The sequence below is a fragment of the Acidobacteriota bacterium genome (assembly GCA_016700075.1).
Classification (GTDB): Bacteria; Acidobacteriota; Blastocatellia; order Pyrinomonadales; family Pyrinomonadaceae; genus OLB17.
This window is the reverse complement of sequence record CP065000.1, coordinates 173,677-188,818: the sequence shown is the minus strand read 5'-3', so window position 1 is coordinate 188,818 and position 15,142 is coordinate 173,677. Positions and strand designations below refer to the sequence as shown.

Here is a 15,142-nt window from a genome sequence, read left to right as displayed (position 1 = left end):
CTTTGTTTCAACGATTTTAGACTCTTAACGGACATTCTTTTGAAATAGATTTCGGTTTAAGTTATCGTTATAACTTTGTTTCGCTTACTATTTTCGCAGGAGATAAAATAATGGGTATCAAAGTTGGCATCAATGGATTTGGCCGCATCGGCCGTAATGTTTTGAGGACATGTCTTGGGGACAAGGATATTGATTTTGTAGCGGTCAATGACCTTACCGACACGAAGACGCTCGCACATTTGCTCAAATACGACTCAGTTATGGGCAATCTTGACAATGACATAAGCGCGGACGGAGACGTTATCACGGTTGATGGCGACTCGTTCAAGGTCTTTTCTGAAAAAGACCCGTCGGCTATCGATTGGGAATCGGACGGAGCCGAGATCGTGATCGAATCGACGGGCCGCTTTACAAAGGCTGAGGACGCTCGCAAACATTTGCGAGGTTCCGTGAAGAAGGTGATCATTTCCGCACCGGCAAAGGAAGAGGATGTAACCATCGTATTGGGCGTGAATGAAGACATGTATGATGCAGCTAACCATCACATAATCTCTAACGCCTCCTGCACGACCAACTGTCTCGCCCCTGTAGCCAAGGTCATCCATGACAATTTCACGATCAAGAATGCCCTGATGAACACAATTCACAGCTACACCAATGATCAGCAGCTGCTTGACCTTCCGCATAAGGACATGCGTCGTGCCCGCGCCGCTGCCCTTTCAATGATCCCGACATCGACGGGTGCGGCAAAAGCTGTCGCATTGGTTATTCCGGAGCTAAAAGGTAAATTTGACGGCATTTCCGTTCGCGTCCCGACGCCCAATGTCTCTTTGGTGGATGTTGTGATGAATGTTGAGAAAGGAACGACCGCCGATGAAGTGAATCAGGTTTTACGTGACGCTGCCGCGGGCCCTCTGAAAGGCATATTGGCAGTTAGCGATGAGCCGCTTGTTTCGATCGACTTCAAGGGCAATTCTAATTCGTCAATAGTTGATTCGGAGAATACCAAGGTCATTGACGGCACTTGCATCAAAATACTTTCGTGGTACGACAACGAATGGGGCTATTCCTGCCGTGTTCGCGACCTGGTCAAATATATCGCGGCCAAAGGTCTATGAATAAAAGGACAATCAGAGACGTCGATCTGACTGATAAGACCGTTTTTATTCGGGTCGATTTCAATGTTCCGATAAAGAACGGTGTGATCGAGGACGATACTCGCATTCGCGGAGCATTGCCGACAATTGCATATGCTATCGAGCATGGAGCAAAGGTTATCCTTGCATCTCATCTTGGCCGACCGCTGAAAGACAAAAAGAAGGCGGAAGAGAAGGGTCTGCCTTACAACGAGGCAAAATACACGCTTCGCCCGGTATCGGAAAAACTCTCAGAGCTGCTTGGATCTCCTGTTTTGTTCGAGAATGAAGATGTGGCTTCCCGGATATCGTCGCTTTCCCCCGGCGACATCCTTATGCGTGAGAATCTTCGCTTAGATGCTGGCGAAGAAAAGAATGATGCTGATTTTGCCAGATCTCTCGCCGAAGGGGTTGACATATACGTTAACGACGCCTTTGGCACGGCACATCGAGCGCATGCGTCAACTGAAGGCATAACACACTATGTGGATACCTGCGTAGCCGGCCTTCTAATGGAAAAAGAACTGGCATTTCTTGGAAAAGCCCTCAATTCTCCGGAGCGTCCGTTTGTCGCGATACTTGGCGGAGCAAAGGTCTCGGACAAGATCCCCGTTATTGAATCGTTGATAGAAAGACGCGTAGATAAACTGCTTATCGGTGGAGCGATGGCATATACGTTCTTCAAAGCGAGGGGCTTTACGGTTGGAAAATCGCTGGTCGAGGATGAAATGATGCCGACGGCGTTGGATATCGCGAAAAAGGCGGAGGAAGCCGGCGTTCAACTCTTGTTGCCGACAGATCACCAGGTCGTCGATTCCTACGATCCGCTGAATTCCCGAAAGGCGATACAGATCTATTTCACTAATTCGGGCCACGTCGGACTGGACATTGGCCCCGAGACCGCCGGCCTTTTTGCTGCCGCTCTTGAGGGAGCCAAGACAATTGTCTGGAACGGCCCGATGGGAATGTTCGAGGAAAAGCCTTTTGATGAAGGGACCATCGCTATCGCCAATGCCGTTGCGGAAGCCACCGACAAGGGAGCGACATCGATCGTCGGCGGCGGGGATTCCGTCGCGGCCATCAATCAGGCAGGGCTCGCCGGTCGCATATCGCATATCTCAACCGGCGGCGGGGCCACGTTAGAGTTTCTCGCAGGCGATACATTGCCGGGTGTCGCGGCGTTGGATGATAAATAGATAGAGATTTGGATAAACCTGACACCGCGAATCTACTTTCGCAGTGTTTTTATTTGCTGATTGCCGCATTTGATCTCGTCGCCCGCGCAACTGTCTGCCTCAAAAAGGGGCTAAATCTTAGAGCGGCGATCATGGCTCCGCTCCAAAATGGAATGGACGCCGCGTGACGCAACATGGAACAAAAACGTAACCGCCGATCGAATGCGGCTGAGTATTTTTCTCGGTAGTTTTCCGAAACATGATCGAAATGCGCGTTTCGATCTCTGCTATCAACGATCACCTCTGCTGCGATCTTCGCGCTCTCGAGGGCCATTAACATTCCGCTGCCGGTGAAAGGGTCGATGAACGCGGCTGAGTCACCGATAGTGAACAAGCCGTTTGCCGGCACTAGTTCTCCTCGTCCGAACCGTTCGATCGGCACAGCGTGCCAAGGCTTCACTATCTCAACCCTCCTGAGCACGGCCGCGGCCCGTTCGTTCCTAAAAACGACCTCCCGCAACACCCGTTCTGGGTCGCTTTTCATATACCGCGCATCGGCAGACGAGACGATGAAACAAAGATTAAAGAGATCGTCCTCAACGCGATTGCAGCCGCCGTACCCATTGTTGTAAGAGTATATCTCACATGAATGTGCGTTGATCTGTGCGCCGCGTAGATGCGTCTTGAACGCAACAGAGCTCGCAGCGGCTTTGGTCAGGTCTTTCGGCTCAAAACGCCGTGCTAGGGCGCGCGTTCTGCCGGTCGCATCGATGTATACCTTTGCCCGAAGTTCAGATTCGACGCCGTTTGCAGGCTTGGTCTTGAGGCCCGTAACCGCATCGCCTAATGACACCACGCCTGTGACGGAAGTTTCCGTTCGGACGTCGACTCCCAGTTCCGCGGCCCTTTCAATAAGCTTAAGGTCCATTGCCGCACGACTGATCCCGAGGGCGATCGAGCCTCCGTTGCCAAACCATTCGCTGCAAATAGACACTGAATTGCCGCGTTTTGAATAGAAGACCGTTTCGTAGATGTTTGGCCCGCCAATGCCGCGGATAGCTGGCATTACGCCAAGCTCGTCAAAATGCCATAGGCACTCGGGCGAGACGAATTCGCCGCAGAGTTTTTCGCGTGGAAACCGCTTTTGTTCTACAAGTGCGACACTCAGCCCGGCGTGAGCGAGCCTTATCGCCGCGGATGAACCCGCCGGACCCGCACCGACGATAGCAACGTCATATTGGCCATTGGTTACGGTCATCTTCGTCCTGACAGCACGAGACGATTTACCTGTGAATGCTCTATGCAAATATCGCGCAGGCCTGCAGCCTTTGCCAAAACCCTCAATTCTTCGGGCGTTCGGCTGCGCAAGATCGAAAGGGCACCGTCCTCGAGAGTGAATTGCTGCAGAACAGCACGCCCAAATAATTTATAAGCATAATAGGGAATTGGTTGCCGATTTAGATCGATCATGTAGACGCGCCGTCGGGATGTGCGAGCCATTTCCTGCAATAGAGCAACCGCGTTCTCATCTTCCAGGTGATGCAGAAATAGCGAACAGAAAACGTAGTCGAAACCTTTATCATCGAACGGCAGTTGTAATGCATTGCCCTGTACAGATAAGACCTCATCGCTTTTTATGGATGCAGCGGCGATATTGTCGATCTCGAGGCCCACTAGAAGCGCGTCGAACGCGGACATCCATTTAGACAGTTCTCGCAACAACTCGCCCGAGCCGGCACCGACGTCGAGAGCGGAAAATGAGCGTTCGCCGGATCTCACGATATCTCGAAGCAGCGTCCTCTTAAGCGCTCTCAACTCACCGAAAAGACGGTGGATATACCACATTTCCTTTTGCCAACGGGCATATTCGGCCTCGGTGTAGTCGCCCTTATCTAAACGCTCGAGCTCAGTGCTCCGTGTTTTGAATCGCTCGAACATACTAAGCGTCAACCTTAGACAAAACTATCGCACTGTTCTTTGAACCGAAGCCAATGCAATTGCACAAAGCGACATCGACGTTCGCCGTGCGAGCCTTATTCGGAACGTAATCGAGGTCGCATTCCGGGTCTGGGTTGTCGAGGTTTATCGTCGGCGGAATGGCGCCTGTCGTCATCGCGCATAGGGCGGCTAAAATGCCGGCGGCTCCGCTTGCCCCCTGCGGATGGCCGATCTGCGACTTCGTGGCCGACATCGGTGTTCTATAGGCGTGATCGCCGAGAGCGAGCTTTACAGCGGTCGTCTCGATGCGGTCATTCAAAACGGTCGATGTGCCGTGGAGATTCACGTAATCGACCTGCTCGACGTCTATTCCGGCGTCCTGGAGCGATAGCGTCATTGCTCGTGACGGCTCAATCCCGGAATCGTCGAGCCGAACGCGATGATACGCGTCGCACGTGGCACCGTAACCCGCGATCTCGGCGTAGATCTCCGCTCCGCGTTCGAGAGCAGAATCAAGCGATTCGATCACGAGTACGTAAGAGCCTTCGGCAACGACGATGCCGGAACGGTCCTTGTCAAAAGGGCGTGAGGCACGATGAGGCTCGTCGTTCCAATCACGGGTCAGCACCGTCATCAGATCGAATCCCGCCAAAATTCCGGGTGCAAGCGGAGCGTCAACGCCTCCCGTCACCATAATGTCCTGCCGGCCAAGAGCAATGTGCTGGGCAGCATAGAATATCGCGTCGGTCGAGCTTGTACATCCCGTCGAAACGATGTGTGAGAGCCCGCGAAAGCCGAACGCCATTGAGATCTCCGAGGAAAGCCCTCCGTGGGTTGATGCAGGAATGATGTAAACGCTCGCGTGATGCTTCGGGCCCACGAACCAGTATTCATAATGTTTTTCAGCAAATGCCAAACCGCCGCCGCCGGTACCGATCTCGACGCCGATACGACGTTGCTTTTCGATGGTCAGTTCGTCGGTATTGAGATCTGCATCGGCAATTGCTTCGCGAGCTGCAGCGAGGACGAGCGGAACGGTTCTCGGAACATGCTTGATATCTTTTGAGATCAGGTGATCCGAAACGTCAAAATCCTGGACCTCAGCGGCGATCTTAACAACCGAATCCGCGGTGTCGAAATTCTTGATCGCGCGAACGCCGCTGACGCCCTCCGACAACGACGACCAAAAGGCATCGCGGCCAGTGCCGATCGGAGTAACACAGCCAACACCTGTTATTACCACTCGACGCGGTACAGTAAAGTTTCTCAGCATTCCAGTTTCCCCTTGAACATTTATCGAGAATAGCATCAGACGTCATAGATTGACGACGCTTTCGCATTTAAAGATGGTTTTTGATAGTTTATGGGTTATGAGAAAGCCCGTTATCGCAGGCAATTGGAAGATGTATAAGCTGATCGGCGATTCGGTCGATACTGCAGTTTCACTCAAGCCGCTGGTCGCAAATGCGAATCACTGTGAGGTCATCATCGCGCCCGTCTTCACCGCCATCAAGCCCGTTGCGGATAGGCTGGAAGGCTCTAACATCCGGATCGCGGCCCAAGATTGTGCTATGCAGGACGAATTCGGAGCTCACACGGGGGAAGTTACGCCTTCGATGCTGAAAGATGCCGGTTGCTCCTGCGTCATCATCGGACATAGTGAACGCAGGCAATTCTACGGCGAGACCGACAATTCCGTAAATCGTAAGGTCAAGGCCGCCTTATCTGCCGGCATGAACGCGATCGTTTGCGTTGGCGAGCAGCTGAGTGAAAGGGAAGCCGGCAATGCGGAAAGCGTCGTAGCAACTCAGCTTTCAGGCGGGCACAATGGTTTGACAGGCAATGATATGGAACGTATCATAATCGCTTACGAGCCTGTCTGGGCGATCGGCACGGGTAAAACCGCGACGCCTGAACAGGCTCAAGAAATGCATGGCTACATCCGGCGTTTTTTGGCTGAAAAGCACGGCTCTTATGCGGCCGAAACTACCAGAATTCTCTACGGAGGCTCGGTAAAGCCTGAAAACATTGGAGATCTAATGTCGCAGAATGACATTGACGGTGCACTGGTCGGCGGCGCCAGCCTGGAAGCCGAGAGCTTTGCCGGCATAGTGAACTACCGCCGGTAGTAACAAAATATGTTGCTTTACGTTTTATACGCAATTTTCTTTATTTCCTGCTTCGTGCTCGTAGCAGCAGTTTTGCTGCAACCCGGAAAGACCGATGCGGGAGCTCTTTTTACGAGCAATGTTTCCAGTACGGCCTTTAATCCGCGTGGTACGGCGACCGTTCTTTCAAAGATCACTATCGGCGCAGCAGTTGCTTTCATGCTGTCTGCATTGTTTATTTCCATGCCCGCTTTGACCGGAAACGTATCTGTGCTTTCAAGCAACCCCGATGCTCCCGCTGAGGTAGAATCTGTCGTTCCTGCCGAAAGCAATACGAATACCGAGCAGACGGCTCCTGTGGAAACGAATACGAATGGAACGGCACCTGCCGCAAATGCGGAAGCACCGGCGGCTAATACCGAAACACCGGCCAATAAGTAGGTCTTTGTAAATTCTTCTTGCAGTTTAGAAGGTCGATCGCGGCGGCGCCGCATTCAGGATCCCTCAAACTGTGGTTTTCTCGCTGAGGTGGCGTAATTGGTAGCCGCGCACGTTTGAGGGGCGTGTGGAGCGATCCGTGCGGGTTCGAGTCCCGCCCTCAGCACCATATCGGAAAAGGCTGTCATTTTTGACAGCCTTTTTTACTTCAACCGAGAACAGGTCTAGAAAAGCGACAGTTTGATAGATAAATATTTCTTGGGGTTTCGCCGGAAATCGTCCAAGAGTTTTGTCCCCTCTCCTGTAAACGTTGCCACGTTGTTCGCCGTCTGATTGATACTGTTGTAAAGAGTTTCGTCCGTAACAAGACGGCCAATAGTGCCCTTTCCGGCCTGCGCGTCGCCGAGGATCACATCGAGCCGTGACACCGTAGAATTAAGCTTAGATACAGTAGTTTCCACATCGTTCTGAAGCTTTTCGTCCTTTAGCAGTCGGCCCACAGTGCCTTTGCCGTCGCGAAGATCGGCTGTGATCAGCCGCACATCGTCGGCTATCTCAGAGATCTTGGTCGCAGCGGTCCGGAGCTCCGTCACTGCCGCTTTGGTTTCATTGTATAGAGCATCGTCATTGACAATCCTTCCGGCAGTTCCGCGGCCGGCCTTGATATCGCCTGAGATCGCTTCAAGCTGCTTGACCGTATTGTTCAGTCCTTCGTAGAGCGATGGGTCATTGAAAAGCTTGCCCGCGGTACCTTCGCCGCGGTTAACTTTGTCCACAGTTGCTTGAAGACGCTGCATTGTGCCTCGGATCTCATCTATCGAGGCTTCCAACGATTCGTAAAGCTGCTCATCATTAATTATTCGTCCCAGAGTTCCATCGCCTCGGTTCGCTTTCTGCATTATCTCATTGGCAGGGGCGGCAAGTTTCTTCATTTGCGTCAAAAGGTCGTTTCCCGTTGACGTCAATTGGTTCAGCGATATGGCCGCTGAAGATTTCAGCAGGGCGTTCTCAGTGATCGGCGTGCCATTAGATGTTCCGGGCGAAATGTTGATCATTTTGTCATTGCCGAGCACGGATGTCGCAACGAGTTGTGCTGCAGAATCTGTACGAATCAGCTCCGAAATTGGTTTTCTTTCCAACTCCTGAGCAACGGTCAATGTTGCCTCTATGCGTTCGGGTTCTTCCGAGTCCGGTTCCAGAAATCGAACAGACTCTACCTTGCCGATCGAAACACCTGCGAGCTGCACATCTGCTCCGGGATGCAGCCCGTCAGCCGATACAAATCGAGCTTTCAGACGCATCTTCTTTTCGAATGGGTTGAAGCTGCCGGTTGAGTTGAGTATCAAAAATGCGGTGAGCAGCAATGCAGCGAGAACGAAGATCCCGACTCGCAGGTCACTGACAGTTATTTTTTGATTTCGTCGCGGCATTACACGTAGCTGGAGCTAACAAATATCATTACACGTAGCTGGGGCTAACAAATCTTTGGATGTACGGATCATCAACCTGCCGAAGCTGTTCGTCGGACCCCTGAAAGATGATACGACCGCCTCGAAGCATCATTATGCTGGTGTTCATCATACAAAGTTTATTGCCTTCTCGTTCAAATTGCACGTTGCCGTTCTCATCGATAACCGCATATTCATTCGATAAATAGCCGAGATTGTCCATCTCATGGGTAACAAAGATCGACGTTACGCTTTCGATGTCACGCAATTTGATCGCAAGTTCGCATATATTCCTTGCGCTCGGCGGATCAAGGCCCGCGGTCGGTTCGTCGAACAAAACAATGTCAGGATCGCCCGTTAGAGCCCGAGCGATCCCGACACGCCGCCGCATACCGCCCGAAAGCTCGATCGGCATCTTGTCGATCGCATCCTCGAGTCCAACGAACTGAAGCATGCGCCTAACCTCGTGTTCTACCTCTTCTTCATCGATACCTTGTTCATGCAATCGATAAGCGACATTCTCGTAAACAGAGAGGGAATCGAATAATGCTCCTTCCTGAAATACCATACCGATGCGCTTACGGATCCGCATCAGGTCCATATCTTCAAAATCCGTAATGTCTTGCCCGTCGATCATTATCCGACCCGCATCGGGCTTTAAAAGCCCTAAGATGAGATTAATTATGGTTGATTTTCCCGTGCCTGAACCGCCCAATACTATCCGTGTTTCCCCTCGGTCAACGGTGAAACTTACCTTGTCCAAGATAACGAGATCGTCGAAAGCCAGATCCACTTCGCGAAATTCGATCGCGGGAGGGCGATTGCCTTCGGTCGTAGAAGCGATTTCCTCCGCGTGGAGTTTTCCGTCTGCAATTTCCATCAATTGTGTCTCGCTAGAATAGTGTTGTCTTAAGGGCCGACTGAAGAATTTTGGCGAGGAAGAAATCCGAGATAATGACCGCGATCGACGATGCGACGACCGCTTGGGTCGTCGACCTGCCAACACCGACCGTTCCGCCTGTAGTGTTCAATCCTTTATGGCATGAGATCAAGCCGATCAGAAAACCAAAAACCAGCGGCTTGATCAATCCGCCCAAAACGTCATCGATGTTGGTGCCGGTTCTAACCGACGAAATATAGGTGTTCACATCCAGCCCGTACATCTGCTGTGCGACCAACCCGCCGCCGATAAGTCCGCAGATGTCCGCCGCGATGGTCAGCAGCGGCAGCGTGATCACAAGAGCCGCGATTCGCGGGGTCACAAGCTTACGTACCGGTGAGGTACCCAGTGCCCGCATGGCGTCGATCTGCTGCGAAACAACCATCGAACCCAACTCTGCGGAGATCGCTGAGCCCACGCGGCCTGCAACGATCAGAGCACTTAAAACAGGTCCCAGTTCGCGGATCAATGAGGTGGCGACCCCTTGGCCGGCATTACTTTGGGCACCATAGTAAGCAAGAGTAGGATAGGCCTGAATGATGAGCACACCGCCTGTGAAAAACCCCGTAAGAGCAACAATGGCGAGAGAGCCGACCCCGATCTCGTCCATTTGGATCATCATTTCACGAAAATATCTGGGGCGCTTTCTGAGCCCCTTTAAAGCGCGCCACAGAAGGTTTGTAACGTCTTGCAGCTCGACAATAAACTTGATAACGGGGTTCATTCGATTCGATAAAGGACGAGTACGACAGAATGACTATAACCCAAATGCCTGGCGACCGAAAAATAAAAAAGCCGCTCTTAAGAAGCGGCTCGTCGATACAGTAGCGTTCTCTACAATTCTAGTTTCTTTCGTCCGGAGGTTCGGGCGGAGGTTGCCGTTTTGGCCCATCGCCCCTCATTGGGCCGCGCATGCCGGGCCCGGGCATTGGCCGCATCGGCCCCGGCTGCGGGCGCAACTGTTCAAATCTTTCGCGCATCTCTTTAAACCGAGTAAGCTGCTCGGATGTCAATACCTTTCTGATCGCCAATTCACCTTCAAACCGCAGCCTGGTGACCTCGGCTTGGGCGTTCTGCACTTCGCGCAGACGGGTTTCATACAGTTCTTGAGAGAAACTATCCGCATATATGGCTTCGTCAAGGCTCCGATTTGCCTGCCGGAGCCTTAATTGCGCTGTTTCGGTTTTGGGAAGCCGTTCCGCATTCATTTTTCGCAATGAAACGACCTGCTCACTGGTCAATCCGAGCCGTCGAAGCATATTCGCACGAATATCTTGAGGCGGCCCTGCCTGCCGGCCAATGTTGGGCCGATCATTAGGCATATTGCCTTGCTGCGAAAAGGAATGAACGGCGCCGAACGACAATGTCATGAGAATAAAGAAAAATATCGTGCCAGAGCTTTTCATTGTAGTTAACCTCCGATCTGTTCCAATAGATCTGCAAGCCGCAAAGAATCGTCGGCAAAATCTTCGGTCTGCTGATTCTCATTTCGACGATTTACCGATTTCACCGCTGCTGCCGCTTTCTTGGTCTTAGCCGTCCCTACGCTCCTATTCCGACGCGGTGTTTCGGTTACTTTTTCCGGGATATTCACCATATCATTTGAGGCGGTCAATGGTGCGGGTCGCGTAGGCAAAGGATCCTTTTCAGCTTGAGCGGAGTCTATGGATGAAGGTGCCGCCGTATTCGACGCAACCTGGACCTCATCGGGTCTTTCGAGGTATATGAGGAAAAACAACCCTGCAAGAACCGCCAGTAATATTCCCGCAAATGATACTTTTACGGCAAAGGCATATCGCAAACCTTCCAACCAACCCAAAATACTCTTCGAGCTTTGCTCTGAGATGTCGGCCGAGGGAAACGCAAATACCGGTGTCACTAAAGGCTCGAAGACATCCTTTCTGAAATCTACAACATTCGTGCGCACAGCAAACAGGGAATTGAATTCATTGGTACACTCTTTACACGATGAAAGATGTGAGCGAAGCTCGGTGAGGTATGCCGTTTCCGCCTCGTCATAGACAAGTTCAACGATCTCGCTTTTCCGATTGCATTTCTCCATCGTATCCATTCCGGGTTGCTCCCTAAATTACTTCTAATTCGCTCTTCTCCAGTTTCGAACGGAGTTGCCTTAAGGCCGTATAAACACGGCTTTTGACGGTGCTGAGCGGAATTGAAAGGGTTTCGGATATTTCCTGAAAGGTCATTTCTTCAAACTCTTTCATGATCACCACTTCTTTAAGTTCAAAAGGCAGCGAATTTACGGCACGCCTGACAGCCTCTATCCGTTCTTTTCTTTCAGCGATGCCGCCCGGAGCCTTTTCGACAGGAACGCTGAAGATGCGGTCAGATGCCGCTTGCTCTTCATCGATAAGGTCTTCAGGGCGGGCTTTTCGCCGCCGCATTATGGTCAGACACTGATTGACCGCGATCCGATGAAGCCAGGACGAAACCTTAGCATCTCCCCGGAATGAACCGATGTTTCGATAAGCCGCAATGAACGTCTCCTGCGAAGCGTCTCTCGCATCTTCTTCCCGAGAAAGCATGCCGAAGCAAAGAGCGAAGATCTTTCGTTCCCACCTTCTAACGATTTCGCCGAAGGCGTCCGCATCATGCGATACAGCCAGTTCGACAAGCTCTTCATCCGTCTTGTTTCGCAGCATCAACTCGTGTCACCGACAATTTACCACGAGAACCGTCAAATAACGCGCGGACAAAAGGCCCGCTTACGCAAATTAAGACGCTGCGGGCCAGGTAATAGTTGAAGAAATATAGTGTTCTTTTTAGTAAGCTTTTGCGAAAAGAACCCTTTTGCCTGAAGCATTCCCCGTAAGTATGCATTTGCCGCTTTCGGCGAGTGCGTTTAACGGAATACACCTGATCGTTGCCTTTGTCTTCTCCTTTATTTGCTCCTCAGTTTCTGATGTGCCGTCCCAGTGAGCAAGTACGAAACCGCCCTTCTCAACTCTTTCGCAAAACTCATCCCAATCATCCACCGGAAAGGTGTTAGCTTCGCGGAAATCCAAAGCACGTTTATAAACACTAGCTTGGATCTCATCCAGCAAGGTCTTAACTGATTCGGCAATGCCGTCGATCGGCATTGATTCCTTTGTGAGCGTATCTCGTCGGGCGACCTCTATCGTTCCGTTCTCCAGGTCCCTCATACCCAAACCAAGACGGATCGGAACTCCTCGCAGCTCGTATTCCGCAAACTTCCAACCCGAACGCTGATTATCGCTATCGTCGAACTTGACCGAAATGCCGGCGGCCTTCAACTCTTTCACGATCGGCTCGACCTTTTCAGAGATCGCGGCAAGGTCTTCGGGCGACTTGTAGATCGGAACGATGACGACCTGAATCGGGGCGAGTTTTGGAGGTAATACGAGGCCGTGGTCGTCCGAATGTGCCATTATCAAAGCACCCATCAATCGCGTGGAAACACCCCAGCTCGTCGCCCACGCGTATTCGAGCTGATTCTCCTTGTTGACGAATTTCACATCAAATGACTTCGCAAAATTCTGACCAAGAAAATGCGACGTTCCGCATTGAAGTGCTTTGCCGTCCTGCATGAGGCCTTCTATGCAATATGTCTCTACGGCGCCGGCAAATCGTTCGTTTGGCGTTTTTACACCCTTTATGACCGGCAGTGCCATCCAGTTCTCGGCAAAATCGGCATATACATCAAGCATCTGCTCGGTTTCCGCAATTGCTTCTTTCTCTGTTGCGTGAGCGGTGTGTCCTTCTTGCCAAAGGAATTCGGCCGTTCGTAGAAAGATCCTCGTACGCATTTCCCAACGGACTACATTAGCCCACTGATTTACCAATATAGGCAGATCGCGCCAGGACTGTATCCAGTTCTTATAGGCGTTCCAAATTACCGTTTCGGAGGTAGGACGAATTATCAATTCCTCTTCCAGTTTTGCATTTGGATCGACCATTAATCCGCCTTCACCGTCCGCTTTAAGTCGGTAATGGGTGACGACGGCACATTCTTTTGCGAAGCCTTCAGCATGCTCTTCTTCTTTTTCTAAGAAAGATCTGGGCACGAACAGCGGGAAATATGCATTCTGATGTCCAGTCGCCTTGAACATATCGTCAAGTGCCCGCTGCATCTTTTCCCAGATGGCAAAACCGTAGGGCTTTATGACCATACAGCCCCGAACCGCCGAGTTTTCAGCAAGGTCCGCACGCTTAACTATCTCGTTGTACCATTCGGAATAATTCTCTGATCTTTTTGGTAGTCCTTTGCTCATAAAATGCTGCTAATAACTTGTTTCGTTGTTTCTGATATAAAACTAGGATGATACGGGAAATGCGTTGGCTTCACAATTAAAGGTAAAAGACGGAAGGCATCTCTGTGAGTGTTCGCCTGATGAAGTCTGTGTTAAACTTTCCGCTTTATGAGCGAATTCTTCCTTGATTTTCTTGATACCGAGACCGCATACGCGGACAAGACGGATTCTCAACTGCGTGAAAAATACAGGCTTTTCAAGCTGTTGAACTCGCCGGTCCTTAACTCGCTCGGCACAACCGCAGCGAAATTTGCACTTTCGATCGGTTTGCCGGTCGAGAGCATGATAAAGGCGACGATATACGAACAATTCTGCGGCGGCGAAACCATCGAAGAATGCTCCCGGGTGATCGATAAGCTCGGCCGTGCAGGGATCGGTACTATTTTAGATTATTCCGTAGAAGGAAAGACGCGTGAAGAGGATTTCGACGGCACCAAAGACGAGATCCTGAGAGCCATCGAACGAGCTAGAAATGATGACAACATCCCTTTCTCGGTTTTTAAAGTATCCGGGATCGCTCCGCTCGGGACACTCGAACGGATGAGTTCAAAGAAGAAGCTCGACGCAAAAAGCCAGGCGAAGTGTGAACGTATCCACAAGCGCGTAGCGGATATCTGCCAATTTGCTTACGAGATCGGCCAGCCGCTGTTCATCGACGCTGAAGAATCGTGGATCCAAGATGCGATCGACCGAATGGTCACCGATATGATGGAGAAGTTCAATAGAGAGCGCCCGATCATATTCAACACGATCCAGTTGTATCGACATGACCGGCTCGAGTTTTTGAAAGAGTCTCGACGTGAAGCGGCAAAGAACGGCTACTTTTATGCGGTCAAACTTGTACGCGGTGCATACATGGAAAAGGAACGCGAACGGGCCGAGGCGAACGGTTACCCGTCACCGATCCACCGGGACCAACCTGCGACGGATGCCGATTTTGACGCGGCGATCGAATACTGCCTGAAACACCATGAGGACACCGCCTTCGTTGCCGGCACACACAACGAAGCAAGCACGTTGCTGTTAGCCCGTCGGATGGAGGAACTCCAGATCCCTCGAAACCACCCGAACATCCATTTCTCACAGCTTTACGGAATGGGTGACAACATCTCGTATGTTCTTGCCAAGCATGGATTCAACGTCTCGAAATATGTTCCGTACGGCCCTGTTGCCGATTCGGTGCCGTACCTGATAAGACGGGCTGAAGAGAATTCTTCTGCCGCCGGCCACATGTCGCGGGAATTGGAGATGCTAAAAAGAGAACTTGGACGCCGCGGACTGCTTTGAACGGAGTTTAGACTGTGTCAACGAAATCCGAGCAGGAGCCTAATGGATCGGTCGGAGACCTCTCGCGGTCCCGAAGAACGCCAAACCTCGACGAGATCTTTCTCGCGGGCAGAAATAGGGAGATTCAAAAGCTTTGCGACCTGAGTGCTTTCAAAAGCCCTGTTGGTGAGGGTGATGTGTTCGATTGACTTGCGCGGTTCTCTCTCGGTGATCACGGAAACCGCCATATCCACATCCGGATAAAAATCCTCGTATGCACATACATGCCAAACCGTTTCATCGCCCTCGCCATCGGCTGCAAGCAGCCGCAGCAAACCGAAACCGGCCTCAAGTTGGTAGACAAGAAAATCTCCGGGCTCCAGTACCTGGGACATAATTCA

The 15,142-nt window shown here is 51.5% G+C and carries 16 protein-coding genes and 1 tRNA gene; 6 read left to right on the top strand and 11 right to left on the bottom strand.

Going from position 1 to position 15,142, the window contains the following annotated elements:
• Positions 1 to 110 precede the first annotated feature (110 nt).
• Both gap and IPM50_00900 read left to right on the top strand, forming a co-directional pair.
• A complete protein-coding gene (gap, locus tag IPM50_00905; protein ID QQS33171.1) occupies positions 111 to 1,118 on the top strand; it encodes a type I glyceraldehyde-3-phosphate dehydrogenase in 1,008 nt (335 codons plus the stop codon).
• Positions 1,115 to 2,332, top strand: coding sequence for a phosphoglycerate kinase (locus IPM50_00900; GenBank protein ID QQS33170.1), 1,218 nt, complete (start codon positions 1,115 to 1,117; stop codon positions 2,330 to 2,332). The genes gap and IPM50_00900 overlap by 4 nt, the downstream gene beginning before the upstream one ends.
• A gap of 49 nt (positions 2,333 to 2,381) precedes the next feature.
• Here the strand turns inward: IPM50_00900 and IPM50_00895 are convergent, their stop codons facing one another.
• The 3 genes from IPM50_00895 to IPM50_00885 are packed head-to-tail and all read right to left on the bottom strand — an operon-like array spanning position 2,382 to position 5,522.
• The gene (locus tag IPM50_00895) at positions 2,382 to 3,569 is read right to left on the bottom strand and encodes an NAD(P)/FAD-dependent oxidoreductase (GenBank protein QQS33169.1); all 1,188 of its coding nucleotides are present in this window, start codon (positions 3,567 to 3,569) and stop codon (positions 2,382 to 2,384) included.
• Entirely contained in the window at positions 3,566 to 4,249 is a 684-nt protein-coding gene (locus tag IPM50_00890) for a methyltransferase domain-containing protein (protein ID QQS33168.1), read from the bottom strand. The genes IPM50_00895 and IPM50_00890 overlap by 4 nt, the downstream gene beginning before the upstream one ends.
• A gap of 1 nt (position 4,250) precedes the next feature.
• Complete coding sequence (locus IPM50_00885) at positions 4,251 to 5,522, bottom strand: beta-ketoacyl-[acyl-carrier-protein] synthase family protein (GenBank protein QQS33167.1); 1,272 nt, start codon at positions 5,520 to 5,522, stop codon at positions 4,251 to 4,253.
• A 97-nt stretch (positions 5,523 to 5,619) separates the two neighbouring features.
• Between IPM50_00885 and IPM50_00880 the strand changes: the two genes are divergently transcribed.
• The 3 genes from IPM50_00880 (at position 5,620) to IPM50_00870 (ending at position 6,964) form a co-directional block, all read left to right on the top strand.
• A complete protein-coding gene (locus tag IPM50_00880) occupies positions 5,620 to 6,378 on the top strand; it encodes a triose-phosphate isomerase (protein ID QQS33166.1) in 759 nt (252 codons plus the stop codon).
• 9 nt (positions 6,379 to 6,387) lie between these two features.
• Positions 6,388 to 6,798 (top strand): preprotein translocase subunit SecG, encoded by a 411-nt coding sequence (gene secG, locus IPM50_00875; protein ID QQS33165.1) that lies wholly within the window; start codon positions 6,388 to 6,390, stop codon positions 6,796 to 6,798.
• Between the two features lie 81 nt (positions 6,799 to 6,879).
• Positions 6,880 to 6,964: transfer RNA gene (locus IPM50_00870), tRNA-Leu, on the top strand.
• Between the two features lie 55 nt (positions 6,965 to 7,019).
• Here the strand turns inward: IPM50_00870 and IPM50_00865 are convergent.
• The 7 genes from IPM50_00865 to IPM50_00835 all read right to left on the bottom strand — a co-directional run bounded on the left by IPM50_00865 (position 7,020) and on the right by IPM50_00835 (position 13,436).
• Positions 7,020 to 8,225: an MCE family protein gene (locus tag IPM50_00865; GenBank protein QQS33164.1), complete on the bottom strand. Its 1,206-nt coding sequence runs from the start codon at positions 8,223 to 8,225 to the stop codon at positions 7,020 to 7,022.
• 28 nt (positions 8,226 to 8,253) lie between these two features.
• Positions 8,254 to 9,123 carry an ATP-binding cassette domain-containing protein gene (locus IPM50_00860; protein ID QQS33163.1) on the bottom strand — a complete coding sequence of 290 codons (870 nt, stop codon included), beginning with the start codon at positions 9,121 to 9,123 and terminating at the stop codon, positions 8,254 to 8,256.
• A gap of 13 nt (positions 9,124 to 9,136) precedes the next feature.
• Positions 9,137 to 9,907 carry an ABC transporter permease gene (locus IPM50_00855; GenBank protein QQS33162.1) on the bottom strand — a complete coding sequence of 257 codons (771 nt, stop codon included), beginning with the start codon at positions 9,905 to 9,907 and terminating at the stop codon, positions 9,137 to 9,139.
• Positions 9,908 to 10,025: 118 nt separating this feature from the next.
• Positions 10,026 to 10,589, bottom strand: a complete 564-nt coding sequence (locus IPM50_00850) for a Spy/CpxP family protein refolding chaperone (protein QQS33161.1) — start codon at positions 10,587 to 10,589, stop codon at positions 10,026 to 10,028.
• A 5-nt stretch (positions 10,590 to 10,594) separates the two neighbouring features.
• A complete protein-coding gene (locus IPM50_00845) occupies positions 10,595 to 11,254 on the bottom strand; it encodes a hypothetical protein (protein QQS33160.1) in 660 nt (219 codons plus the stop codon).
• 13 nt (positions 11,255 to 11,267) lie between these two features.
• The gene (locus tag IPM50_00840; GenBank protein ID QQS33159.1) at positions 11,268 to 11,846 is read right to left on the bottom strand and encodes a sigma-70 family RNA polymerase sigma factor; all 579 of its coding nucleotides are present in this window, start codon (positions 11,844 to 11,846) and stop codon (positions 11,268 to 11,270) included.
• A 120-nt stretch (positions 11,847 to 11,966) separates the two neighbouring features.
• Positions 11,967 to 13,436 (bottom strand): proline--tRNA ligase, encoded by a 1,470-nt coding sequence (locus tag IPM50_00835; GenBank protein QQS33158.1) that lies wholly within the window; start codon positions 13,434 to 13,436, stop codon positions 11,967 to 11,969.
• A 147-nt stretch (positions 13,437 to 13,583) separates the two neighbouring features.
• On the opposite strand from IPM50_00835, the gene IPM50_00830 reads away from it, so the two are divergent.
• On the top strand, positions 13,584 to 14,762 hold the full coding sequence (locus tag IPM50_00830; GenBank protein QQS33157.1) for a proline dehydrogenase family protein: 1,179 nt from the start codon (positions 13,584 to 13,586) through the stop codon (positions 14,760 to 14,762).
• Positions 14,763 to 14,779: 17 nt separating this feature from the next.
• On the opposite strand, the gene IPM50_00825 is transcribed toward IPM50_00830, so the two are convergent.
• Positions 14,780 to 15,136 (bottom strand): hypothetical protein, encoded by a 357-nt coding sequence (locus IPM50_00825; GenBank protein ID QQS33156.1) that lies wholly within the window; start codon positions 15,134 to 15,136, stop codon positions 14,780 to 14,782.
• Between the last annotated feature and the right edge of the window lie 6 nt (positions 15,137 to 15,142).